The sequence below is a fragment of the Prevotella sp. KH2C16 genome (genome assembly GCF_900113305.1).
GTDB lineage: Bacteria > Bacteroidota > Bacteroidia > Bacteroidales > Bacteroidaceae > Prevotella.
The window spans coordinates 341,573-366,609 of the sequence record NZ_FOOW01000001.1 but is presented as its reverse complement, the minus strand read 5'-3'; the positions used below and the strand labels follow the sequence as shown (position 1 = coordinate 366,609).

The 25,037-nt window shown below is 48.5% G+C and carries 16 protein-coding genes and 2 tRNA genes; 3 read left to right on the top strand and 15 right to left on the bottom strand.

From position 1 onward, the window contains the following. Positions 1–52: 52 nt before the first annotated feature. The 5 genes from BM114_RS01445 to BM114_RS01425 form a co-directional block, all read right to left on the bottom strand. Positions 53–2,518: a TonB-dependent receptor domain-containing protein gene (locus tag BM114_RS01445; protein WP_177207011.1), complete on the bottom strand. Its 2,466-nt coding sequence runs from the start codon at positions 2,516–2,518 to the stop codon at positions 53–55. Positions 2,519–2,628: 110 nt separating this feature from the next. After that, on the bottom strand, positions 2,629–2,910 hold the full coding sequence (locus BM114_RS01440) for a winged helix-turn-helix domain-containing protein (RefSeq protein ID WP_092109541.1): 282 nt from the start codon (positions 2,908–2,910) through the stop codon (positions 2,629–2,631). A gap of 8 nt (positions 2,911–2,918) precedes the next feature. Beyond that, complete coding sequence (locus tag BM114_RS01435; RefSeq protein WP_092109538.1) at positions 2,919–3,554, bottom strand: hypothetical protein; 636 nt, start codon at positions 3,552–3,554, stop codon at positions 2,919–2,921. 705 nt (positions 3,555–4,259) lie between these two features. Beyond that, positions 4,260–6,488 (bottom strand): GH92 family glycosyl hydrolase, encoded by a 2,229-nt coding sequence (locus tag BM114_RS01430; RefSeq protein ID WP_255406384.1) that lies wholly within the window; start codon positions 6,486–6,488, stop codon positions 4,260–4,262. Positions 6,489–6,571: 83 nt separating this feature from the next. Next, positions 6,572–9,070 (bottom strand): TonB-dependent receptor, encoded by a 2,499-nt coding sequence (locus tag BM114_RS01425; protein WP_092109535.1) that lies wholly within the window; start codon positions 9,068–9,070, stop codon positions 6,572–6,574. 105 nt (positions 9,071–9,175) lie between these two features. Here BM114_RS01425 and BM114_RS01420 point away from each other — a divergent pair. Both BM114_RS01420 and BM114_RS01415 read left to right on the top strand, forming a co-directional pair. Further along, positions 9,176–9,250 (top strand) — tRNA-Arg (locus tag BM114_RS01420). 32 nt (positions 9,251–9,282) lie between these two features. Then, positions 9,283–10,080, top strand: coding sequence for an ADP-ribosylglycohydrolase family protein (locus BM114_RS01415; RefSeq protein WP_092109532.1), 798 nt, complete (start codon positions 9,283–9,285; stop codon positions 10,078–10,080). A gap of 214 nt (positions 10,081–10,294) precedes the next feature. On the opposite strand, the gene secDF is transcribed toward BM114_RS01415, so the two are convergent. The 3 genes from secDF to BM114_RS01400 all read right to left on the bottom strand — a co-directional run bounded on the left by secDF (position 10,295) and on the right by BM114_RS01400 (position 15,404). Continuing rightward, a complete protein-coding gene (gene secDF, locus BM114_RS01410) occupies positions 10,295–13,288 on the bottom strand; it encodes a protein translocase subunit SecDF (protein ID WP_092109530.1) in 2,994 nt (997 codons plus the stop codon). Between the two features lie 107 nt (positions 13,289–13,395). Further along, positions 13,396–14,268 (bottom strand): endonuclease/exonuclease/phosphatase family protein, encoded by an 873-nt coding sequence (locus BM114_RS01405; protein WP_369808388.1) that lies wholly within the window; start codon positions 14,266–14,268, stop codon positions 13,396–13,398. A 221-nt stretch (positions 14,269–14,489) separates the two neighbouring features. Then, positions 14,490–15,404 (bottom strand): rhomboid family intramembrane serine protease, encoded by a 915-nt coding sequence (locus BM114_RS01400; RefSeq protein ID WP_092109524.1) that lies wholly within the window; start codon positions 15,402–15,404, stop codon positions 14,490–14,492. Positions 15,405–15,618: 214 nt separating this feature from the next. On the opposite strand from BM114_RS01400, the gene BM114_RS01395 reads away from it, so the two are divergent. Beyond that, positions 15,619–15,891: an HU family DNA-binding protein gene (locus BM114_RS01395; protein WP_092109521.1), complete on the top strand. Its 273-nt coding sequence runs from the start codon at positions 15,619–15,621 to the stop codon at positions 15,889–15,891. Between the two features lie 239 nt (positions 15,892–16,130). On the opposite strand, the gene BM114_RS01390 is transcribed toward BM114_RS01395, so the two are convergent. The 7 genes from BM114_RS01390 to BM114_RS01360 all read right to left on the bottom strand — a co-directional run bounded on the left by BM114_RS01390 (position 16,131) and on the right by BM114_RS01360 (position 25,032). Then, positions 16,131–17,777 (bottom strand): RagB/SusD family nutrient uptake outer membrane protein, encoded by a 1,647-nt coding sequence (locus BM114_RS01390; protein WP_092109518.1) that lies wholly within the window; start codon positions 17,775–17,777, stop codon positions 16,131–16,133. Positions 17,778–17,796: 19 nt separating this feature from the next. Further along, positions 17,797–21,477, bottom strand: a complete 3,681-nt coding sequence (locus BM114_RS01385) for a SusC/RagA family TonB-linked outer membrane protein (RefSeq protein WP_092109515.1) — start codon at positions 21,475–21,477, stop codon at positions 17,797–17,799. 663 nt (positions 21,478–22,140) lie between these two features. Continuing rightward, a tRNA-Gln gene (locus BM114_RS01380) sits at positions 22,141–22,211 on the bottom strand. A gap of 58 nt (positions 22,212–22,269) precedes the next feature. Beyond that, positions 22,270–23,571 (bottom strand): tyrosine--tRNA ligase, encoded by a 1,302-nt coding sequence (gene tyrS, locus BM114_RS01375; RefSeq protein ID WP_092109512.1) that lies wholly within the window; start codon positions 23,569–23,571, stop codon positions 22,270–22,272. A gap of 60 nt (positions 23,572–23,631) precedes the next feature. Then, positions 23,632–23,880, bottom strand: a complete 249-nt coding sequence (gene yidD / locus BM114_RS01370; protein WP_092109509.1) for a membrane protein insertion efficiency factor YidD — start codon at positions 23,878–23,880, stop codon at positions 23,632–23,634. Beyond that, complete coding sequence (locus BM114_RS01365; RefSeq protein ID WP_092109507.1) at positions 23,877–24,278, bottom strand: ribonuclease P protein component; 402 nt, start codon at positions 24,276–24,278, stop codon at positions 23,877–23,879. Before BM114_RS01365 ends, yidD begins: the two co-directional genes overlap by 4 nt. Positions 24,279–24,282: 4 nt before the next feature. Next, complete coding sequence (locus tag BM114_RS01360; protein ID WP_092109504.1) at positions 24,283–25,032, bottom strand: uroporphyrinogen-III synthase; 750 nt, start codon at positions 25,030–25,032, stop codon at positions 24,283–24,285. Positions 25,033–25,037 lie beyond the last annotated feature (5 nt).

The following is a 25,037-nucleotide window of genomic DNA, read 5'->3' as shown; positions in this document are numbered from 1 at the left end:
CTATAAGAAACGACTGCCTCTGCTGCCGCACACGGCCGCAAAGGCTTTTTGTTTACATTCCCATGCCTCCGGGAAGCTGCGTGCCGCTCTCCTTGCGGTCGATGAAGTCGCTCTCTATCTTCGATTTACGCTGGGCAAACTGCTTCTTCAGGTTTCCGAAAGAATAGCTTACCTTCACCATGAACTGAGCCACGGGAACCCGGATGTGCTGCATGGTGGTGAAGTTGCGGCCCTCATGATAGTTGTCAAAGGCCAGCCGCCCATGCCGGTGGAAGCCCGTGAAGTACTGCAGGGCTATATTCAGCCTGTCCCTGCAGAGGTCTTTCGAGAAGCTGCCGAAGACTCCCGAGAAGCCGCTGCTCCATCCCTGGAGACTGTAAGACTTGGTGGAAGCCATCAGGTTTGCACTCATCTTCACCTTCCAGGGCAGGGTCTGCTGCAAGCCGAGCATCAGGTTGCCGACCCACCCGCTGGCTTTCTGCGCGAGCATATCGCTATGGAAGTCGCTATAAGAGACACCGCCGTTGAAGATAAGGCGTGTTTCCCGTGCCGCCGCCCAGTTCAGATAAGTGTTCAGCGAGGAGACGCGCTGCCTCACGATGTTGCCGAAAGTGGTGTTGAGGATGCTCCCCTCGTAGAACTGATACTGTGAGATAGCGTCGTCGCAGAAGCTCTGCCGGAGGCTGGCATTCACCATCAGCTTCCGGCTGAACGAATTGAAGACCAGCCCCACATTGTGGTTTTTCTCCACCTCAAGCATCGTGTTGCCATAGGTCTGCGACAGCGGACTCCGCTCCACATAGGGATTCAGGTAGGTAATGCCCGGTCGGGAGATGCGCATATTATAGGTGAGACCAATATTGCGGGTAGGAGCCATGCTGTAGGTAAGGCTTAGCGACGGCACCAGATTGCCGTAGTGTTTTCTGAAATCCTCCCCGTTTCCCAGCTCGTAGGTTACATGCTGCCAGGTATACTCATACCGCAAGCCTGCCTTGATGCCCAGTTTGCCGAAATTCGCGGTGCCCTCGGCATAGGCTGCGGCAATGTGGTTCAGATACTTGTAGCGCATGCTCAGGTCGCGCTGATACACAAGTTCGTCGCCCGAGGCCGTGTAATATTCGGAGTTGGAGGTGTTACGGCGGCCCACATACTTCACGCCCGCCGAGAGCGAGAGAGTCTTTGAGAGGGGCGTGGTGTAGTCGAGCTGGAGGGTGTGCTCACGCGACAGCATGTGATTAAACGACATCCGGTTGGTAAGATCGACGAATGACATTCCGGACAAAAGCTCATAATAGTCCGTCGCATCGCGGTGAATAGGATTCAGGGCAAACAGGTAACTCAGCGTGAGCGACCGTGTGCGTTCCTTGTTGAAGAAGCGCTGATAGTCGGCGCTGAGCGAAAGGTTCTGGTATTCCGGTCGTTCCCACTCCTCGTTTTTATAAGAGACGCCCTCGCCATAGTATCCTCCCTGCAGGGATGTGAGCAAGGGCGTGTGCTGCTTCTGGCGATAGTGCATGAGTCCGGCGGCCACGCTGACGACGGACATCGAGTCGAGATCGTAGCTCAGGGAGAGGTTTCCGAGAGCGGCATTGGAATGCTGGTCGGTCTCAGACACCGCATGAGTGAGCGAGGTGCCGTTACCCGCAGTCTGGGAGTTGTCTATCGCAACCTCGATTCCCCCTATCAACTGGTGCTGGAAAGCCATATTCCCCGACACGCTGAACCGTCCTTTCTGCGCGCTCACATATCCCTGTGCGCCGTAGGAGCGGTTGCCGGCGGCGAGGGCCGCGCTGCCGTTGTATCCGTCTGCTTCCTGCGCTCCGGCAGCCTGCTCGCGGTTCATCGTCAGGTTCAGCACGCCCACGGCTCCCTCAGCGTCATACTTCGCGCCGGGATTGGTAACGACCTCGATGGTCTTAACCATGCTCGCCGGCATCACCTTGAACACCTGCGAGGGGTTGGCACTCATCATCGGATTGGGCTTCCCGTCTACATAAACCTTGAACGAAGAGCTGCCGTTTACGGTGATGTTGTCCTGTCCGTCCACCGTTACCATCGGCACTTTGCGGAGCATATCAAGTACGGTAGACGACTTGGAGTCTACATCGTCCTGCACATTATACGACATCTTGTCGGTCTCCATCCTGACGAGAGGAGCCTGAGCCTTCACCGTTACCTCGCCCAATGACTGGGCATCGTCGTGCACGAAAACGGTTCCGAGGTCTACCTCCGGTTCCCCCGAGAGGGTCAGGCTGCGCTCCACAAGAGCCTTTCCTAGCGAGGAAAAGATGATAATAAACTTGCCTTTGGCGGCTACGCGCTGCCTGATTCTGCCTTCGGCGTCGGTAACAGACATGGCAACGGGCTTCTCCGTGTTGCCGTCCTTGAAGACGCGGACGGTGGAATAGGGCTCTGCCTCGCGGGTCAGCGAGTCCACGAGCACTCCCTTGAGCAAGGTTTGGGCATTCAGGCTGAGGCCCGGCAAAGCCAATACGAATAAGAAAAATAATCGTTTCATAGAGCTTTTTTGTTTAATAATGACTTTCAGATACCGCTCAATGGGTGCGCCGCTACGGTCGACTTTCATCCCTCCGGCAGGAAAAACGGCGGCTCACCCCTGCCATGCGGCTATTTGATATAGCTCTTCAATGCGTTCACATACTCCTCGAAAGCCTTGATGCCCGCCTGCGTAACCTTGCAGGTAGTCTTCGGGCGCTTGCCCTCAAAGGCTTTCGACACTCCTATATATCCGGCCTGCTGCAGCTTGTCTATCTGCACGCTGAGGTTGCCCGCCGTGGCTCCCGTCTGCTCCTTGATATAGGAGAAGTCGGCCTCGTCGACGCTCAGCAGCAGCGACATCACCGCCAGTCGAAGCTCGCTATGCAATAAAGGGTCCAGTTTCTCAAACATGCCAATACTTATTTTTCTTCGTTACGGATAATCAATGCAGGAACAACAAGCCCCACGACGCAAACTCCCGCCAGCACCACCATCTCCGTTGGGCCGGCAAAGACGAGGCCCAGAAAGTTTCCGAAGATTCCCGCGATGAAGCAGCAGACGGTGATGGCCTTACTCTTCAGGATGCTTCCCGTGATCATCCCGGCCAGTCCCATGAACAAGATGATGATGGGAGTGATGGGAAATACCCAAACCACCGATTCATTTACAGGAGCGTGGAGCACGGGCAACTTCCAGCCAAAGCCGGCTATCGCCCCACAGACTAATCCTAATGAGCCCGCCATAACACCAAAGCAAATCCACACCTGGCTAATGGTCTTCGAGACAAAGGTGTCCGGCCGCTTAGGCTTCCGCGAATCGCACCAGATATTCACGAAGATGGCAAGGCCCAGAAGACTCCACAACAGATTGGCTCCAGGCCCCCAGGAGGTGTGCGCCCAGAGGTGTCCGATGACGAGGGCAAGAACCGCGACCATGATTCCCCACACCAGCATGCCCTTCCAGGAGCCTTTCGTGATGTTGCGGCGGCTCTGTTCGATAGACTCTTTGATAATCTCAAGACTGCGCTCGGCAGTCAGTTTGTCCTGTTCTTCCATATTCCTACATTTCTAATGGGTTAGTTTTTTGTTTTTATTAACTCGTTTCTTTGTTTTAGGGACATTATATTCTTCAATGTTTTAAATTGCTTTACAAATATAAATAAGTTTATAATATAAACCAAATAAACAACTAAAAAAATGCATGGAAACCGTCATTTTTAACATTTCACCTTATTATATAAGGCGCATGCAGGTGTTTTAAGTCATGGAGCGAGCATTTTCCAGTCAAAAGGGAGGCGAGAAACAAGAATATATTTGGCATTTTTCTTGAATTTAATCACCCTTGCAGGATAATTGAGATAATTATTGCCACACTTCTCATATCATCTTTTGAATGCACTTCTGAATATCTTTTCCCTGTTTGGCTTGCTCGCCATGTTTCTCTACGGAATGAAGATCATGAGCGAGGGTCTTGAGAAATTCGCAGGCGACCGACAGAGATCCGTGCCTGCCTCTATGACCCAAAGCCGCATGAGGAGGTGCTTACGGATATATTCGTTACAGCCCGCGTCGCATGTCCCGACGCAAAAGGGGGCAACGCCCATAAAGACGAAGAGTAGACCTTACGGCCTACTCTCCTCATATCTGCAGCCTTCGATTCCACAATCTCGGCGATTTTGTCCCATGATTTCGGCGATTTTGTCGGACAAAATCGCCGAAATTGTCAGCCTTCTAACCGCCTTTTACTTTTCCATCCTCCATTTACTTCCCCATCACGAACTCCAACTCACCTCCCCGGAGGATGTCGGCATGGGTGATATAGTTCTTCTTATAAGCCTTCCCGTTGAGCCTTACGGCCTTGATATAGCAGTCTTCCTTCCCTTTGCGGTTGCTCTTCACGGTGAAAGTCCTGCCCCCAGGCAGGGTAATCTCCACCTTGCGGAACTGCGGAGAGCCGAAGCTGTAGATGCCCGAAGCCGGGTCTACGGGATAGAAGCCCATACTTGACCAGACATACCAGGCCGACATCTGGCCGCAATCCTCATTCCCCGAATAGCCGTCGTGCCGCGCGTTATACTGCTCGGTCATCACCTTGTTGGCGTAATACTGCGCCTTGCGGTCGGCCCCGCACCAGTTGTAGAGATAGGCGCAATGGTGGCTGGGCTCATTGCCGTGGGCATACTGCCCGATGAAGCCGGAGGCATTGCCTCCGCCGTCGAGGTCCACACGCGTCTCGTCGGTAAACAGAGCGTCGAGCGCCTGCTCGAATTTGCGCTTGCCCCCCATCAGGTTTACCAAGTCGGGAACATCCTGCAGCACGAAGAATCGATATTGCCACGCATTGCCCTCGGCATAGGGATGCATGCCCACGGGCTTGTAGGAATAGGAATTGAACGGCTCCATCCAGTTGTCTTGTTCGTCCTTGGCGCGGAAGAAGCCCGTCCGGGCGTCATAGAGATTGCGATAAAAATGAGCCCGGCGGTTGAAGTAGTCATAGTCCTCGGTCTTGCCCAATGCCTTGGCCAGCCGTGCCACGCAGGCATCGTCGTAGGCGTTTTCAAGCGTGATGGATACTGATTCTATCTGCTTAGGCTCCGGCAGATAGCCGTATTTCTCGAGCATTGACCACGGAGACTGCGGGTGATCGCGCAGCGAACTGCCCCTTACTGCCTCATAGACCTTTGCCCGGTTGACTCCGGGAAGCCCCTTCAAGGCTGCGTCTACGACCACCGGAATGGCATGGTTGCCTATCATGCAGTAGTTCTCCGAACCCCAAAGCTGCCAGATGGGAAGGTAGCCATAGACCTCATACTGCCGCAGCATGCTCTTCACGAAGTCGCCCACACGCTCGGGCTTGAGCAGCGTGTAGAGCGGGTTGCACGCCCGGAAGGTGTCCCAGAGGGAGAAAGTGCTGTACTGGGTGTCGCCCTCCGGGAGTCGCGCCACGGTGTAGTCGGAGCGCACATAGTCGCCGTTAGCATCGGAAATGGTATTGGGCTGGATATAGGCATGATACAGGCCTGTATAGAAAATGGCCTTCTGCTCGTCGGTGCCGTCTATCCTTATGTTGGAGAGTTCCTTTTCCCAGGCAGTCTCCGCATCCTTTGCAATAGTGTCGAAATTCCACGAGGGATTCTCCTTCTCCATGTTCAGGCGGGCATTCTCGACACTCACGGGGGAGAGGGCCACTTTCACGAGCAACGGTTCGGAGGTGCTGCTGAACGAGAGAAAACACTTGGTGTTGCGTCCGTTGGCGACATCTCCCTTCAGGAACACTTCCTTTCCCGACTTGAAGATGGCATCCGTAACCGGACAGGAGAACTTGGCATAGAAATATACGGAACGCTCCTTCTGCCATCCGCTCAACTTGCGGTAGCCTACGAGCGTGGTGGAGTCGAGCAGGCGGAGCTGCGAATTGAAGATGATGGTCTTACGGTCGCCGCCACGGTTCTGCCCTGCATGCGCCATGTCGAATATCAGGTTGCGGGGCTTGCCGGCAGGAAAAGTAATGCGTGTCATGCCCGTACGCACGGTGGCGGTAAGCTCGGTTAGGATGTCAGAGCCGTCGTAGCGCACGGCATAGTAGCCCACCCGGGCCTGTTCGCGGGCATGGCTGAAGGTCTCTGGAAAGGTTTCCTGCCCCGTAAGGGTGGCAACGGGCTTCACCGAGGGCTGCACGAGCACATCGAGCAGGTCTACGCAGCCCGTACCGCTCAGGTGGGTGTGCGAGAATCCATATATCGTGTCGCGGCTGTAGTCGTAGCCCGAAGCCTCGTCGCCGTTAGGCCGTACGAACTCATCGGGGCTTAGCTGCACCATTCCGAACGGCATCGCGGCTCCCGGGAAGTTGCCTCCCTTGAGGCTGTTGTCATCTACTTTTCCCGTTCCGATAAACGGATTCACATACCGCGTAACGCCCTCTTGCTGGGCGGATGCCGACATGGTCAGCAACAATAGCAGTCCGAAGATTCCTGTCTTGGTTTTCATCATGATATTATCTATTATACATTTGCCGTACAAAGATAATAAAAAACCAGACAAGAGAGGAGGAAGATGCCGGAAAAATTACGCCCTTACATCTCGCCGCCGCCCTCGTAGCGCTCCTGCGGGTCGAGCTCGTCCTCGCCTCCTTCCCGCTCCGGACGCTTTTTCTTGTTGTTGTTACCGAAGTTCCAGGTCAGCGTGAAGTTGAATTTCCGGCTCCCTCGCTTATTGATCTGGTGGCGCCAGAAGGTGTCGGAAGAGGTATAGTTCTCCCATTTCCGCGAGTTGAAGAGGTCGCGGCAGTTGACGGAGAGGGTGAGTTTCTTGTTGAAGAAGTTTTTCCGGAGCCCGAAGTCTACATTGTATCCGGCCCTGCGATAGCCCTGGGAGATGACCTGCCGGGAGCGGTAGCGCCCGCTCATCTGGACGGAAATGTCGTAAGGGAGGATGAGACTCGCCGTCATGCGGGCATCCCAGGTGAAGCTGTGGCGACCCTCACCCGTGATGGTCTGGCCGTCGATGTCATAGCTGAAGCCGTTCAGCTTGTAATAGTAGGCATTCAGGTTGGTGGTCAGCTCGAGTCTCCGGAAGAGGTTGTTCTTCATCGTAGCCTCAAGACCCGAACTGGTAGAACGCGCCACATTCACGCTCGTGGAATACATCAAGCCGTCGGCGGAGCCGCGCCAGTTGATGCGCTGCATGACATCCGTCGTGGGCCGATAGTAGGCACTGACGAGCAGCGAGGACTGACTCCAGGTGCGCAGGTAGTTCAGCGAGAACGAGTTGGAGAACTCCGGGATCAGCTCCGGATTACCGAACGACACGGTCGTGGCATCGCGCGTATCGCGGAAGGAGTTCAGCTGGCCGCCCCACGGACGACGGAGCCGGCGGGCATAGTTCAACTGGAACTGGTCGTTGGGCGTGAGCTGATAGCTCATGAAGATGCTCGGGAAGAGCTCGAAATAGTCTTTTTTGAAAGGCTCATCACGCTTGGTGGCGTCATGTTCCTGCTCCCAGGTATAGCTCTCGGTGTCCACCCTCCAGTATTCTCCCCGCAGACCGCCCATGATGCCGAGCTTGCCGAGCTGATACTGAGCCGTGAAATAGAGTGCGTGGATATCCATGTCGTAGAGGAAGCGGTTGTAGAAGGCCTGGTCCTCCACGACATTCGTCCCTGCCCACGACGAGCGGTCTATCCAACTTTCCTGAGGAGTATTCTCGTGGTTGAGGTTTCCCTGATATCCCGCCTGAATCTTGAACTTGTCGGTGATGGGGTTCTCATAGTCGATCTTGAACTCCCATCCGCGGTTGTTCATGAACATCGGGCGGTACTGATAGCCATACTCCGTGGGCTGGGCGGCGGTTCCGTAATACACCGTGGAGTCCTGGTACCAGTTATCGTTGTCGGCTTTCCAGCGGTTGTAGCTCGCCGTAATGTCGAGGAAATGCTTGTCGGTGAAGTTGTGGCGATAGCTGAACTCGCCGTGGAGCATGTTCATGTCGCCCCGGCCAATGGTTTTCCGGAACATCATACGCGTCTCTTCGCCCGTATCCAGAAGGCCGTAATGATAAGGAGTCTCGCCCCAACTCCTATGCAGACCTTTCATGAACATGCCACTAAGGCCGATATCGTCTTTCTGGGTCATGTGCCATGTGAGGCCCGCACGGGTAAAGAGATTGTTGCCCTGATTGCGGGTTATCCCATGATAGTTCTGGTACTGACCTGAACCGGGATACTGCTGCTCGCTGTCGCTGTAGCCCTCGTTGCTGCGATGGCGGAACCCGATGTTGGCATAGCCGTCCCACTTGGAGCTGGTATAGTTGATGTTGAAGCTTGTGTTTGCGCCTTTCCGTGTATCAGCACCTGCCTGGACGGATCCATAATAGCCCGCCGTGCGGTTCTTCTTCAATACAATATTGATGATTCCGGCCGACCCTTCAGCGCTGAACTTGGCTGAAGGATTGTCGATAACCTCGATGCGCTCGATGCTTTCGGCGGGTAGTTGCTCCAGAATGGAGGCGCGGTTGTCGCTTGTGAGACCGCTCGACTTACCATTAATCCAAACTTCTACGCTTGAATTACCACGCAGCGAGATGTTCCCGTCGTTGTCCACCTCCACCGCGGGAATGTTCTCCAGCACATCCGACGCTGCCTGTCCGGCATTCGACACCAACTGGCTGACATCATACGACTTGCGGTCTACCTCAAGCTTCATGGCCGACCGCTGCCCGGTAACCTGCACTTCCTTCAGCATCTTCGCATCTTCGCGGATATAGATGACCGGATAATTCGCCACCTGATGCTGGCTGGAAATAGTGAAATGGCGAACTACCTCTTTATAACCTACATACGACACCTTGGCGATATACGGGCCGTCGGCAAGCTTTGAGACTTGGAAAAAGCCATTGGTATCCGTGATTGCGCCGCCCGACAGCTTCGTAGTGTCAGAGGCGGAGAACACCTGGATATTGACAAACTCAAGCGGACTGTTGGTGTTCTTGTCCAACACCTTACCTTTGACAACACCTTCTGCTGCGGCCGAGAGCACTCCCAGCAACAGCGAAAAACATATTATAAACCGATTCATAACAAGAATTAGACGCTTCCGGAGCCCAAGAGTTTAACGCGGAAAGAAAAAAACTGATAGTTTTTTGGAAGTTTAATGTTAAAGTATTACCTTTGCAATTGGTTAGGTCCCATAGTTAAATGGATAGAACGGAGGTTTCCTAAACCTTTGATCCGAGTTCGATTCTCGGTGGGATCACCATTTTTTGTTCTAACTTATAAACCTTTACGATCATGCTGGGAGCCATCATAGGAGACATCGTAGGTTCGCGTTTCGAATTCGACGAGAAACCTGTTGAGGGATTTGAGTTGTTTACTCCCGAATGCAGCTACACCGACGACACCATCTGTACCATCGCCATTGCCGATGCCGTGCTGAACAGCCGTCCCTACAAGGACTCCCTGCTTGACTGGTGCCATCGCTATCCAGACCCCATGGGAGGCTACGGAAACATGTTCCACCATTGGCTGAACAGCGACCACTCGCATCCCACCAGCTCTTATGGAAATGGCTCGGCCATGCGTGTAAGTCCCATAGGATGGCTCTTCGACGACTATCACGAAGTGCTGAGAGAGGCCGAACGCTCCGCTATGGTAAGCCATGCCCACCGTGAAGGAGTAAAGGGAGCGCAGTGCGTGGCCACCGTCATCTACTGGCTTCGCACCGTGCGCATGACCAAGGAGGAAATAGAAAGTGCCGTAAGGCATAACTTCGGCTATACGCTCCCGCCCCTCAAGGACATCTACAAGATAGGAGACGAAGGCCATTTCGACGCTACCTGCCAGGAGACCGTTCCCTATGCCTTACGCTGCTTCCTGGAAAGCCAAAGCTTTGAGGATGCCATTCGCATCGCCGTTCTTGCCCAGGGGGACACCGACACGAAGGCTGCTATCTGCGGAAGCATGGCCGAAGCCTTCTACGAAATTCCTGAGGAGTTCATCGAAAAGGCCTACGACTATCTGCCCAGCGACATGCTGGATGTGATAGAGCAGTTCTATTCCTCCATCCAGCGGGAAATTTCTCATGTATAGCGCACGGTTCTACGAGCCCCCACCTTCCATTTCGGGGAGACTCGGAAGCGGCTGCGGACATTGTTACACGCGGCTTGTAATCGCATTACACACGGCTTGTAATCACATTACACACGGCTTGTAACATTCCGATGAGCCGCAACAAAAAGGCCCCGCACTGATGTGCGGAGCCTGATTTAGTATTCTTTTTCCCGACGGGGAACTTCTTCCCGGCTTAACGCTCGGTAACTTCACCGGCGCGGTTGCGTATCTTGCGACCCAGCACGAGATAGGCGATCGGAGACGCGATGAAGATGGAGCTGATGGTACCGAATACTACGCCCAGCGTCATGGCGAACGCAAACGGCTGGATACTCTTTCCGCCGAGGAAGAGGATGCAGAGCAACACGATCAAGGTGGAGAACGATGTATTGATCGTACGAGCCAAAGTCTGGTTGATAGAGTTATTGAACAATATCTGAATATCCTCCCTTGGATGTAGCTTCAGGTTCTCACGGATACGGTCGAATACCACCACCTTGTCGTTGATGGAATAGCCGATGACCGTGAGCACGGCACCGATGAATGTCTGGTCTACCTCCAGCGAGAACGGCAGCCACCCCTGCAAGAGCGAGAAGAAGCCGATGACGGTGATGGCATCAAAGGTCAAAGCGAGCGTAGAACCTACTGAGAACGCAATGTTGCGGAAACGCAGCAGGATATAGAGGAAGATGGCAACCAAGGCGATGACGACGCTGATAATGGCCCCGTAGGTAACATCCTTGGCCACAGAAGGCCCCACCTTGGAAGAGCTGATGATGGATCCTCCCAGACGGATATCCGGGTTCTTGAAGTCCTCCACACTCTTCTGGCTCACCATGCCGTGCTTTTTCAAGGTCGTATAGAGCATGGACTCTGCCTCGTCGTCCACCGTCGGGCTGTTGCTCTCTATCTTATAATTAGTGGAAATACGAATGGTCTTGTTGTCTGTTCCCAATGAAAGGGCACTATTCGTGCAGCCAGGGAAAGCATCATTGAGTACCTCACGCACCTGCTCCGGCGTAGTGGATCGTTCAAACTGCACTACATAGTTGCGACCGCCAGTAAAGTCAATACTCTGATCAAGGCCTCGTACGAAGAAACTACCCAAGAAAATCACGAGAGCTACGGCTGCCACCGTGAAGGTAACCTTGTACATCGACATGAACTTGAAGTCCTTGTCCTGCATCATATTCTTGGAGAGCGGAGTATAGAACTTCAGGTTGAGCCACTTGTCCTTATTCAGTTTATGTTCGTAAACGAGACGAGTGAGGAATACAGCAGAGAAGAACGAGCAGGCAATACCTATCAGCCATGTCGTGGCGAAGCCTTGAATTGGCCCGGTTCCGAATAGCAGCAGGATGACACCCGTCAGAGCCGAGGTAACATTAGAGTCAAAGATGGCGGAAAACGCATTGCTATAACCAGCCTGAACGGCCTGCTTCATACCCTTGCCAGCCCTGAGTTCCTCCTTGATACGCTCATAGATCAACACATTGGCATCCACAGCCGTACCCAATGACAGCACCATACCAGCAATACCCGACATGGTGAGGGCGGCCTGGAACGAGGTGAGAATACCCAGCGTGAAGAATACATTGATGAGCAAGGCACCCACGGCAATGGAGCCCGGGATGATGTTATACATTACGAGCATGTAGATAATCAACAGCACGAACGCGATGATAAACGAGTTGATACCCTGCTGAATAGACTGTGCACCTAATGTCGGGCCGACTACTTCTTCCTGAACGATGCGGGCAGGAGCCGGCATACGGCCAGACTTCAGCGTGTTGGCCAGGTCTTTGGTATCCTCAATCGTAAAGTTGCCAGAGATAGAAGAGCGACCGCCGTCAATCTCGCCGTTTACACGGGGAGCGGAATAGACAGCATCATCAAGCACGATGGCAATCGCCTTTCCTACATTAGCCTTTGTGAGAGCAGCCCAACGGCGCGCGCCCTCGGAATTCATCGTCATGGAAACTTCCGGGGAACCAGACAACTGATTGAACTCGTCCGAAGCGTCGGTAACGACATCACCCTCCAAGGGAGGACGACCCGTAGAAGAGGTTACCTTAAGGGCATGGAGCTCATATACATTTTTATTATCCTTGATTAAGTCCGTCGGCTTGGCACTCCAGAGCAACTTGACATCTGATGGCAGAATCTGCCGGGCAAGCTCGGAATAGATAATCGCATTAATAGCGGCGGTATCACGCACATTGGCAAAACCGACAAGGCTCAGGGAGCCGTTGCCAGAGGGCTGCAGGATGGCGAGCAGCGGATGCTGCTTCTTGGCAGCCTCAAGCTCTGCGCTTGTGCTTTTAGCCGCGGCTTTGGCTTGGTTTTCCTGATTCTTCAGCCGGAATTTCGCATCCTTTGCCTGTACGGCAGGCTTTGCCGCCTTGGCTGTATCTACGGCAGCACTATCCTTGGTCTCCGCGCCATTGGCAAGGCGCGTGTCTATCTGAGTAAAATATGGGATGATTTCCTCGGAATTGTAAGTCTCCCAGAACTGGAGGTTTGCACTTCCCTGCAACAGCTTGCGCATGCGCTCCGGCTCCTTGATACCAGGCATCTCAACCATGATACGGCCTTCCTGCCCTTCCAGTTTCTGGATGTTAGGCTGAACGACACCGAACTTATCAATACGCGTACGAACCACATCGTAAGAGTTGTTAACAGCCGACTGTACCTCTTCGCGGAGCACATTTTCAACCTCCTTGTCGGAACTCTGGGGGCTCACCTTGCCCTGAAGACGCTGCGTGGCAAAGATTTCGGCCAGGCGGTGTCCCGGCGCATTCTTCTTATACGCACTGATAAACAGGGAGATGAAATCACTCTGGCTGGTCTCCTCAGCCTTGCGAGCTTCCGTCATAGCCTTCTTGAAAGCCACATCGCTCTTATGCTCTGCCAATGTCTCTATCACATCGGGAACAGAGATTTCAAGAATGACATTCATACCACCCTTCAAGTCAAGGCCAAGACCAATCTGGGTCTCCAAGCACTTCTGGTAAGAATAAATCCCCAAATACTTGACGGAATCCTTGTAATCCTTCTGCGCAATCGGGTCTTTAAGCTTAGCAGCCTGACTGTCGTAATAGCGCGTAGCCACTGAGAATGACAGATAAAAAATGCTTGCAAGTGTCAGCAAGACGGCTGTTGTAATAACAATTCCTTTGTTTTGCATTTTTTGTTTTATTTATTTAATTTATTTTGTTTCTCTTTTTCAATTGTCATAAGACATGCAAAGATAAGCAAATTTTCATATTTAGGAAAATTTTAAGCCATTATTCTTCATTTTTTAAGGTTTGGCCGTCTTTTTAGCCAGCAATATATGGGATAATGGTCGCTTGTGGCAATTTTATCGTCAACTTTGCAACCATAAGGCTTCCAGTCGTCTGAACACATGATATTGTCAATTCTTACATAGAAGCCAGAGTTGTGATAACTGATACCCGGCCCATTCCCCGAAGCAATATAACAGTCTACAAGGTCTTCGGCTATCGTGTTATGAGTATACGAAAGCGGAGAGTCGTTGAAGTCGCCCACACAAATAATACTCTGATAGTTGTGCTTCTTGATGAACCGTCTGACGGCCTCTGCCTGGGGGGCACGAATCTTCGCAGCAGCAGAAAGCTTGTCTATGAGGCGGTATGACTCGTGCTTGGCACTGTCGCCACCCATTTTTCCCTTCATCATCATTTTGAAGTTTGCCTTGTCTGTAGCCGAAAGTCCCATAGTTTCCAAATGGTTATTAACCACGACCACATTCTCTCCGTGTATGTTCAAGGTGAATGCTGCAGAATGGTTCCCTACTGACTCGTAAACGATTTTCTCCTTGTGGACAACAGGATAACGACTGTAAATTGCAAGTATATTTTCCCCTTTCTTCATGCAGGATGTGTCAGAATACTCATACATACCTCCTATAATCCTATCTAAGTCGGCCCGAGTCTTCGGAGTGCATGAAGCTTCTTGCAGACAGACAATGTCTGCCTTCTGGTCTGCAATATACTGTATGATGGGATTACCCTGGCTCTGGTCTTCCCAATCTGCAAAATTCCACACATTATACGACAGCACTTTTATGCTCTCATCCGGCACTTCTCGCGAGATGTTCAGCGGAAAATAAGCCCGGACGGGCTGATAGCAAAGGATAAATCCCATGATTGGTATCAACGCATATTTCAGTTTGAAGATTATCCAAAAGATTAAAAAAGCAAGATTGAGAAGTAAAAAGACTGGAAAGGCTAAATTGATATTTGACAACGAGGCATGACTGACAGGATTCAGATGACCCGAATATCCAACTAACAACATTACCAGAAGGGTGGCTATATTAGCACCTGCCACCATCTGCAGTGCAAACTTTTTGATTTGCTTAAACATTATCGGTTGCTATGGTCGAAAAGCTTCTGCTTCTCTTCACTTGTCAAGCTATCGTAGCCGCTCTTGCGAATCTTGTCCAATATATGGTCTATCTCTTCCTGATCCTTCTTTTTCCGCGCATTATAATCCTGATCGGAATCAGTCCTCGCAGCTGTGTTCCCTGATTTTTTATGAGTCCTTTGTTCCCACTTGGCACGCATGCTGTCAAAGATTCTCTCCCCATTCGAACGACCATACCCTGCCGTGGGATGCTTCTTCCAATAAAGAATCATCAGAAATCCGAAAAGCATACCTCCCAGATGAGCCAAGTGAGCCACGCCGTCGCCCTGAGAGGCAAAGGCTGACACAAGCTCTATACCCGCATACAAAAGTACAAACCATTTACCTTTGATGGGAACCGGCAAAGGGAAAATGAAGATTCTTTCCTCAGGAAATATCATACCAAAAGCCAGCAGGATGCCATATACCGCACCCGAAGCTCCCACCGTGGTCCAAAGATTTAAATAGTTTCCCATGGCAATACGCTGTCCATATTCAGTAACAACATATTGATAAGCGGGAAGATTCTCAACCAAATAGGTGCCATACTGTGCCAGTTCCTGCATTAGCCCCGCGCCCAGGCCACAGGAAATATAATAGAAAAGAAACTTTTTGGGACCCCATACCCTTTCCACGACCATACCAAACATCCACAGGGCAAACATATTAAAGAAAATGTGTCCCCATCCACCATGCATGAACATATAGGTGAACAACTGATAAACATGGAAATCAGACGCCATAAAGAAATGCAGCCCCAAAATATCATTGAGGATGAATCCCCCGCTGGCGTTCGTCCCATACATCAATGTTACTAAAAACATCAATACATTGAGGATAAGCAAGTTCCTTGTTACTAAAGGTATATTCCGCATATAGAGTAATTTCGTTTAATCATCAAACACTAAAAACAGCAACAAAAATACAAAAAATATCCCGTAATCAGCATAAAAAGATATTTCAAACGCCTTTTTTTCGAGAAATTCTTGATTTTTCTTGATTTTTTGTTTGTTTTCTAAAATCTTTAACTTATATTTGTGCAGAAATATGACATCTAATCATTAATTAATCATTTAATAAATCAAAATTATGAACAAGTCAGAATTAGTTGCAAAGATTGCAGAAGTTGCAGGTTTAAGCAAGGTAGATGCAAAGAAAGCATTGGATGCTACCACAGAGGCCATCAAGGAAGCTCTGGTTGCCGGTGATAAGGTACAGCTCGTAGGTTTCGGAACATTCGCAGTAGCAAAGCGTCCTTCTCGCGAGGGCATCAATCCTGCTACCAAGGCAAAGATTAAGATTGCTGCAAAGAAGGTTGCCAAGTTCAAGGCTGGTGCGGAATTAGCTGACGCTGTTAAGTAATTACAAGGACAGCTTCGAATCAGGAACTGTTTGAAATACCCCCGAAGGTGATGAATCACCTTCGGGGGTTATTCTTGTTTATTTACACACCTTGGACTATGTATCCATAAAAGCCTTCCGGGCTTAGATAAAATGAGCCCGGTACAAAACCGAGCCCACTTATTAAAAGTCCAATATTGTTTAGTCCTCAAAATCTATTTTAAGACATTGTCTTTTTTTGAATAACAACTCCATATTTTTTAATTCCAATATGGATTCCCTTGTCGTTCCTGCTGGGGTATTTCCCAAGTATAGTGAGAGATCGGTTTTGTGCTCCAATGGTTAGCACCACGAGCAGGAGCTGTTCCCCAACGCTTTTGGTTGAAGAAAGCCCAGTCGCCTTCACCCCACATTTCAATGCGCCATTGAAGTTTTACCATATCCAAAGTTGACATGCCAGCCATTGTATTGTCGCAAGTCATTATTGGCTTATCGGGCAAGGTGCGTGCCGCTAATAATTTATTTAGTGTTGCCTTTGCCTGCATATCTTGCCCACTTTGAGCATAAGCCTCTGCAAGCATCAATAGAACCGCAGACGAACGATAGTAAATAAAATCAGACACACTTGAATGGTTAGCATGATTTGTATAACCAATAGCCGAAGATGCGGCCCATTTCAAGTTGGTATATGCTGGTATATCGTAGGTATACCATATAGAATCTCCATTCTCATAAGAATAAATAGAATAATTCCTAAACGCCTTTGAGAGGAAGCAAGCCTTACGGCAGTCATTGTCAGACATCGCATGATACAGATTCTGGTCTATCTGATAACATCCACTTAGAGTGTTCTTCAATGTGTTAAAATTACTCCAATACCTGGAAGTCGCACCTCTTGCCTCCCCAAAAATAGCCTCAGGATTTTTCTCTAGATTATAGAATGCATTCTTCTCTGCATTATAGTCTGTACCCGTCCATCCCTTAGCCTTGTCGCGTTTAGCAACAGATGGGAGTAGGGCTTCATTCATTCCATAGTCTTTTGCCTCAATGAAATTAGGATAATGACTTAATAAATCACTAGCAGCTTCTATTGCCGTAGGCCAGTCTTTCATATCCAAGGCAACACGAGCACGAAAATATTGGGCAACAGCACAATCTATATCATGTATTTTATCGCCATCATTACCGATAGTATAACCTCCGTCTCCGATATCAGAAGCCTTAAAACACTCCACTGCATATTTCAAGGAGTCTTTCAGCCAATTCCAAGTTTCTTTTACAGACAGTGGAGGCACTGGTGCATTGTATGCATACTTATTATAGATAGGCCAGCCTTGCTTCGTATCTGAAGTAACATCTTGCAAATCTGTCCAGCGTTCCATTAATTGCATGTATCCCATTGCTTTAATGGTAAGACAGCATGCCTTATAACCTTTTTGCAATGGGGTCTTAGGATCTCTAAGCCAATCCAAAGGTTTCATTGCTGCTGCGATTTTTAACACAGGTCCCATATAGTAGCCATAATTCTGCTCTATCTGGTCGTCTTCCCAATATGGCAAATTATCATGATTCTGATAGAATAAGGTGTAACTTCCCTTATTACTTTCTCGTCCTTCCACGACATCCCCTGACTGTATGAAGCGCCTCAGTTCAAATGAGGACTCATAAGCATTGTCATTAGAATATCCTCTATTCATTTTTGCATCGTAAAGATTTACATAGTTAGGCATAACATTAACCATACCTCCTAATACTCTTTTCGTATTTTCATCAGACTCTCCCTTGTACTTATCAATTTCTTCGTCTGTAAACTTATTAGGATCTGTAACATCCAGACGGGAACTGCAAGCTGTAAAAGATAATCCAAGAACTGCAAAAGCTATTATATTTCTATATATCTTTTTCATCTTTCTTTATATTTAATCATTAGAATTCCAGATTCACCCCTATTGTTACTGTCTGCATCTGAGGATATGTCATGTCTTGGACTTCCATACCGCCAATAACGGAGGCTGTTGGATCGAGCCCCTGCTTCTTGGAGAACAACAACACATTATCTGCAGATACATATGCACGCAACTTAGTAACTCCTATCTTCCTTACAAGATTTTTGGGAAGCGTATAGCCTAGCGTAATATTCTTTATGCGGAAATAACTTGCATCAAATAGCGCCATATCTGTGTAATTATAGCCTCCCAGGCAACTTCCGTCATAATGAAGGCTTCCAACATTATTTTCGTCCCCCTGGAACCACTGCATTGGGAAATAAGCACTTGCATTATTAGGAGTCCAAGTATTACCTACAAGGTCATTCGAGGGAGGCATACTTTGCCGTACAAGATCAGATCCTTTATACAAATTATTTCCATACTCTGTCGAAAAGAACTTTCCGCCAATCTGATAAGCAGCGACTATACTTAAATCTATGTCTCGCCAGCGAAGAGATGTTGTTATACCTCCCATAAAATCTGGAGTTGCCCTACCTACTTCATAGCGAGAAGCGTCAGCATAAGCCGTAGTTTTTACATTTTCTCCTTGTTTATACTGCTTGTAACGACCATTATGCTCATATGCACCTGTTTCTTTGTCTGGAGTTACATCCTTGTAAGTTACGCGATGCCAGTACATTGGCAAACCTGTTTCTTTGTCGACGCCTGCATATTTAAACATATAGAGATTGAAAAGATCCTTCCCTTCACCACGCAGATAGAAAATACCTCTGCCACCAACTCCACCAGTACCAGCTGTTAACATGGCTTCGTTGTTAGCTGTCCAGCATCCTTTAGGAATATCTATGGTTTCATCCCAATAAGGAATTTGACTCTCAGGAACCTTTTCCAGAGTAGTACGATAGTGGGTTCCATTTAAGCCGACACTCCAAGTCCAGTCCTTTGTACGGATGATATCAGCATCTATCTCTAACTCTATACCTGCATTACGAAGTTTCGCCGAGTTTTTGGCAAGCTCCTCGTTTCCTGCATTTGCCAGTGGGGATACAATTTGATTGTACAGGGAGTTTGATGTTAGATGATTATAATAATCAATGGCACCCGTTATACGATTATTTAACACCGAGAAATCGATACCTATATCAAACTGATGGATGTTCTCCCAGGTAATATCATCACGCACAAGATTTCCAGAATTTACAACAAATGTTTTAGGAACGCCCGTACCATTGGTAGATGGTTGCCATGCTGCGACACCATAATTCCAAGTATGATTTAGATAATAAGAGGTTAGACCATTAGAATTACCAGTAACACCATAACTTACACGGAGCTTCAAATTATCCAACCATTCTTTAGTACCTGCCATAAAGTTTTCCGAAGAAATTCTCCAACCTGCACCTAAAGACCAGAATGTACCCCATCGATTATCTTTGGTAAATTTAGAAGATGCATCACGACGCAAGGATGCAGAAGCATAATAACGGTCTGCATAGCTGTAATTTACACGGCCGAGATAAGATTCCGTACGAAACTTATCTAACGACCATCCCGGATTAGGAAAGGCAGAAATATTAGAATAACGACTTACAAAGTTTCCTGGAATCAAAAAGCCCGGAATCATTTCATAAGCAGATCCAAAATTTACATCCTTCCTATCAAGGTCTTCATACTCATGGCCAACCATAGCATTCACATGGTGTTGCTTTCCAAAATCTTGAGAATAAGATAATAATTGTTGCGTATTGATGATACGACGACTATAGGTTAGGATGCCGATACCACCATTTGGTGTACCACGACCGGCAATACTATTCATGTAACGAGTACGGCGCCAATAGGTTTCATCCATATTAAAATTCAAGTTAAACTTGAAATATTTCAAAAAAGAGAACTCCGCAAATAAACGGCCTGTCCATAAGGCTATATCTTGACGATCCTGATTGATCTTGGCTTCATAGATAAAATCGCGAGTCCAGGCAGAATAAGCAACATTTCCTGCACCTAAAGGAGAATAGGACTTATTTGCAATATTCAAGATTGGCTCACCCTGGGCATCATACATTATAACTCCACTTTGATCTCTTTGATACAAAGGAACTATGGGAGTCCATCCTTTTACATACATTATTGCATTACCAGAAGCTGCACCAATCTGGCGAGGGCCCCAGCGTCCTGCCTGCGCATGGGTCTTTGTATTAGAATAACCAATATTTGCACCGACCTTCAACCAGGCAAACAACTGCGCATCCATATTCGCACGACCATTGTAACGACGGAAATCATTATACTTCAAATAGGATGGTTCGTCCTGATATCCCAAAGAGAAATAATAATGCATTTTGTCCGTTCCACCACTTGCCGACAAATTATATTCCTGACGAAAAGCATGTTTGAATAACAAATCTTTAGCCGTATCATTATAAAGCAATTTGGCAGCAGGGTTCAGCCGGCCCGTAGCAGGGTCTATTAAGTAGGCTCCACTCATTGTGGAACTTGACTGTGTCCCGGATCCTGTATTGGTGTAAATTGCCCCAGGAAGATTATAGGCCATATTATTGCGCAACACATTCATTTGGAAGTCGGTCTCACTATTGTTGTAATCAAACAAGTGCTGACTGGCAAACAGGCGCGCTTCTTCATCCGTATGATTTGGATTTTTCAAATTCGTATAGGGAAATCCCTGAGCATCGATGCCGGGCAAGCCCGTCCCATTAACACCATAGCGATAAGAGTTGTAAATACTCTGCCATGCATATTCATAATAGGTAGCCGCATTATCTATTGAATTGACATTGTAGTCGCCGATGGAATTCCATCCCCAACGGCCCTCGAAGTTAATCTTCGCCTTACCACTCTGTCCACTCTTGGTAGTAATCAAGACAACGCCATTGGCACCCCGAGAACCATACAATGCCGTAGACGCAGCATCTTTTAGAATAGAAATAGAGGCAATGTCATTAGGATCCAACTGAGCTAATGGGTTTTCCCATTCAGAGTTGGTCTGCTGAGCAACACCATCAATTACAATAAGAGCCGCCGAACTGTTTCCATTCGTAGAGCTTACACCACGAATGCGTACGGCCATATCGAATCCCGGCTGACCATCAACAGCAGCAATTTGTATACCTGGTGCTGCACCTTCCAATGCTCGAGTGATAGTGGTCGTATTCTGTACTTGAACATTTTCCGGTCTTACAGAGGTCATGGAGCCAGTCAGATCTTTCTTCTTCTGGGTACCATAAGCCACCACAACTACCTCATCCAAAGCCTCGGAGTCCTGAGTCAAGGTTACAGCCACGGAATTACCGGACGCAACTACATCCTGTGATCTGTAGCCCACATAGCTCACAGAAATCTTGGATCCCTCACGAATCTGCAATGTAAACTTTCCGTCAATGTCGGTAATGGTTCCATTCGAGGGATGCCCCTTCTCCACCACCGTAGCTCCCATTACGGGCTGACCTGTCTCATCGAGGACCGTGCCCGTAACTGTTTTCTTTGCCTGCTGCTGTAGGGCAACAGTTTTCTCATTAGCGTAGCTTCCCGCTGCCGACACACATACTGGAGCCAGCAGGAACAAAGAGGCGGCAAACAGATACTTCCACTGTCTCCTCTCCGGCAAACCGAATGAACGACTCTTCAAATTCTCATCCATAAATTACGATTTTAGGTTAAATAATATATTGATTCCACAGTATAGTTATATGGCAGCCTGCTGCCGTGTAACTGTTCTTCTTTAGTGGATTATTAGGTTCTTTATATAAATTAGAATTCTTTCTGGTTATTGAATAAAAAATCACACTACATTTTCCATGGTACTACTATAAAAGCAGCCTTCTTCTTTTTACTGACTTCGCAAATATACAGAAAAATCGTATATCTTACAAATAATTGGTTTACATTTCTTGAAAATTAGTTGAATAAGCTCATCTTTTTGCGCAAAAGGTTGATTCAATACTTATTTACCATATCATGAATAAAAACTAAATTGAAAGATTATCATGGTAATAAATCACAATGAAAAAATAGAAAAAACAAAGATGACTTCACAAAAACCAACCGCCCTTACAATCCATCCTGTTTTCCCAATATAAAAACATAGTTTTCCTTTGGTCGAACCCAAATGAACAAAAAAACATTCCAGCTTTATCGTAGGATTTCATATTACCCCAAATGACATAGCATAAGGATTAGAAAGGGCTGGAAGAAGGATGTACTGGAGGAGGCTATATAAATTGGTTTTTCATTAGACATCACCATATAATTTCTAAAAAAATCCACACAACATTGATGAACAATGAAGTGTGGAATACATCTGTTGTCCCAGGCGGATTCGAACCACCACTGACAGAACCAAAAACTGTAGTGCTACCATTACACCATAGGACAATCTGGGTGCAAAGGTAGTGGATTTTTCACCCACCACCAAATTTTCAAGCCTTTTTCTTTATTTGACGGTAATGAGATAATAGTTCTTCTTACCCCTCTGCACCAACAGATACTTACCGTCAATAAGGTCTTCTGCCATAACAAGACGGTCGAAAGCCTGAAGCTTTTCCTTGTTCAGAGAGACGCCGCCACCTTGTACGAGTTTACGCATTTCTCCCTTGCTCTGGAATATTCTAACTTCATCGGTAGCGAAGAGGTCTACTGCCGGCTGACCAAGCTGTTCTTTTGACATCTCGAAACAGGGAACCCCCTCGAATACATCCAGCAGAGTTTGCTCGTCAAGCTGCCGCAGGCTCTCTTTCGTGGCCTTGCCGAAGAGAATGCCAGAGGCCTCGACGGCAGCCTGCAGGTCTTCCTTGGAATGCACCATGGTGGTAACCTCTTCCGCAAGTCTTTTCTGCAAGACACGCTGCCCGGGATCCTGACTATGCTCGGCTACAAGAGCTTCTATGGTTTCCTTGTCAAGCGAAGTGAATATCTTGATATAGCGTTCTGCATCCTCGTCGCTTACATTCAGCCAGAACTGATAGAACTTATAAGGGGTCGTACGGTTGCGGTCGAGCCAGATATTACCACTTTCCGTCTTACCGAATTTCTTTCCGTCAGACTTGGTTATCAACGGACAAGTGAGTGCATAGGCCTCAGCCTCCTGGCCAAGGGTGCGGCGGATAAGCTCCGTACCCGTCGTCATATTGCCCCACTGGTCGTTTCCGCCGAGCTGGAGCTTTACCCCATGATGTTGGTAAAGGTAGAGAAAGTCGTAACCTTGTAAGAGCTGATAGGTGAATTCCGTAAAAGAAAGTCCGTCGCGAGCCTCTCCGTTGAGCCGCTTCTGCACACTGTCTTTCGCCATCATATAGTTTACCGTGATGTGTTTACCCACTTCGCGGGCAAAGTCCAGGAAGGTGAAGCCCTTCATCCAGTCATAGTTATTCACCATCTCGGCCTTGTTCGGCTCGTTCCCCTCAAAGTCAAGAAACTTCGAAACCTGCTTCTTGATGGCTTCCTGGTTATGGTAAAGCGTTTCCGCATCCAGCAGATTGCGCTCCTGGCTCTTGCCTGAGGGGTCGCCGATCATACCGGTGGCTCCGCCCACAAGCAAGAAGGGCTTATGGCCGCAACGCTGCAAATGACGAAGCATCATGATTCCGCACAAATGACCGATATGTAATGAGTCGGCGGTAGGGTCAGTACCCAAATAGGCAGAAACTACTTCTTTCTGAAGCAATTCTTCCGTACCCGGCATGATTTGAGCCAGCATACCACGCCATTTCAGTTCTTCTACAAAATTTTTTGTCATCGAATCGTAGATATTTTTATTTTTATATTTTTGTTGCCTGAGCCCGGCATGTCCGGAAACTTACGGCACGGGGTCATAGCCCGAACCACCCCAGGGATTACATCTTAATATTCTCCAAATGGCCAAAACAAGCCCCTTTATCGGCCCGTGTTTCACTAAAGCCTGACGGGCATATTCCGAACAGGTCGGCGTAAAGCGGCACGAAGGAGGTGTGTAGGGAGTGATAAACTTCTGATAAAATCTGATAGGAAGTATGAGCAGCCATGTCAGGCCATTCGAAATCCAGTGAACGAACTTCAGATTCCTCATATCTTTTCACTTAAACGGGTCAGGAGCCCCATGATATTCTGTTCTACCTTATCTGTAGAATACACCTTATTGTCAAGCCATATAAGTGCCATGACAAGCCGATATGTACCCATATCCAGCTTCTGGGTTATCAAAGCCTTATTCTTGCGATAGGCTTCACGAATCTGCCGCTTTACCCGGTTGCGCTTTACGGCATGCCTAAGACATCGCTTCGGGACACTTACGAGCATCATTGCCGATGGTTCCTCTACTGCTTCCCGCTCCTTCAGCATATATACCACTCTTACGGGATAGCTCGTCATGGAATGGCTTTCACCTCCCGTAAAGAGCTCGTCTATCAGCTTCTTGCTGCATATGCGCTCTTCCTTCTTTAGTGTGAGAGCTCCCGGCGCAGGCATATCCTTATTTCTTTCCCTTCTTCAGATATACCTTCAAGGCACTCGACATCGAGGGATATTCCTTTGAGGGAGCCTCTACATCAAGGCGAAGTCCCTCGTCTGCTACGGTCTTTGCCGTGGCCGGGCCGAAAGCGGCAATCTTGATATCCCCCTGCTTGAACTCCGGAAAGTTCTTCTTCAGAGCCTTTACGCCCGTGGGGCTGAAGAATACGAGCATGTCATAGTTAAAGTTGTTCTTCTCGTCTTCCGTGAAATCGTTACTCACGGTGCGATACATAACGCACTCCGCATGATTCAGTTTCTTCTCGTCGAGCATATTCTTCACATCATCATTGTGGACGCTACTCATCGGAACGAGGAACTTCTCTGCCTTATGCTTTGCCATGACAGGTACGAGATCGTCGATCTTTCCGGTATTTCCGAAGAATATCTTGCGCTTACGATACTGTACATACTTCTGGATATAGAGAGCTATGGTTTCGATGACGCAGAAGTACTTCATGTCCTCGGGAATCGTTATACGCATTTCCTTGGCGATTTTGAAGTAGTTGTCTATGGCATGACGCGAAGTAAACACTACGGCCGTATAGTCAAGCAGGTTTATTTTCTGCTGACGGAACTCCTTCGCAGACAATCCCTCCACTTTGAAAAATGGACGGAAAACGCACTGAGCGCCATATTCTTTCTCCAGATCATAGTAGGGCGACTTCTCACTAGAAGGCCTTGGCTGTGAAATAAGAATCTTCTTTATCATCTTTC

Excerpts from the sequence above, each read along its gene's own strand:
- BM114_RS01435 (WP_092109538.1), bottom strand. The coding sequence starts at position 3,554 with ATGGAAGAACAGGACAAACTGACTGCCGAGCGCAGTCTTGAGATTATC.
- BM114_RS01395 (WP_092109521.1), top strand. The coding sequence starts at position 15,619 with ATGAACAAGTCAGAATTAGTTGCAAAGATTGCAGAAGTTGCAGGTTTA.
- tyrS (WP_092109512.1), bottom strand. The coding sequence starts at position 23,571 with ATGACAAAAAATTTTGTAGAAGAACTGAAATGGCGTGGTATGCTGGCT.
- secDF (WP_092109530.1), bottom strand. The coding sequence starts at position 13,288 with ATGCAAAACAAAGGAATTGTTATTACAACAGCCGTCTTGCTGACACTT.
- BM114_RS01445 (WP_177207011.1), bottom strand. The coding sequence starts at position 2,518 with ATGAAACGATTATTTTTCTTATTCGTATTGGCTTTGCCGGGCCTCAGC.
- BM114_RS01385 (WP_092109515.1), bottom strand. The coding sequence starts at position 21,477 with ATGGATGAGAATTTGAAGAGTCGTTCATTCGGTTTGCCGGAGAGGAGA.
- BM114_RS01425 (WP_092109535.1), bottom strand. The coding sequence starts at position 9,070 with ATGAATCGGTTTATAATATGTTTTTCGCTGTTGCTGGGAGTGCTCTCG.
- BM114_RS01440 (WP_092109541.1), bottom strand. The coding sequence starts at position 2,910 with ATGTTTGAGAAACTGGACCCTTTATTGCATAGCGAGCTTCGACTGGCG.
- BM114_RS01390 (WP_092109518.1), bottom strand. The coding sequence starts at position 17,777 with ATGAAAAAGATATATAGAAATATAATAGCTTTTGCAGTTCTTGGATTA.
- BM114_RS01360 (WP_092109504.1), bottom strand. The coding sequence starts at position 25,032 with ATGATAAAGAAGATTCTTATTTCACAGCCAAGGCCTTCTAGTGAGAAG.
- BM114_RS01430 (WP_255406384.1), bottom strand. The coding sequence starts at position 6,488 with ATGATGAAAACCAAGACAGGAATCTTCGGACTGCTATTGTTGCTGACC.
- BM114_RS01365 (WP_092109507.1), bottom strand. The coding sequence starts at position 24,278 with ATGCCTGCGCCGGGAGCTCTCACACTAAAGAAGGAAGAGCGCATATGC.
- BM114_RS01415 (WP_092109532.1), top strand. The coding sequence starts at position 9,283 with ATGCTGGGAGCCATCATAGGAGACATCGTAGGTTCGCGTTTCGAATTC.
- BM114_RS01400 (WP_092109524.1), bottom strand. The coding sequence starts at position 15,404 with ATGCGGAATATACCTTTAGTAACAAGGAACTTGCTTATCCTCAATGTA.
- BM114_RS01405 (WP_369808388.1), bottom strand. The coding sequence starts at position 14,268 with ATGGGATTTATCCTTTGCTATCAGCCCGTCCGGGCTTATTTTCCGCTG.
- yidD (WP_092109509.1), bottom strand. The coding sequence starts at position 23,880 with ATGAGGAATCTGAAGTTCGTTCACTGGATTTCGAATGGCCTGACATGG.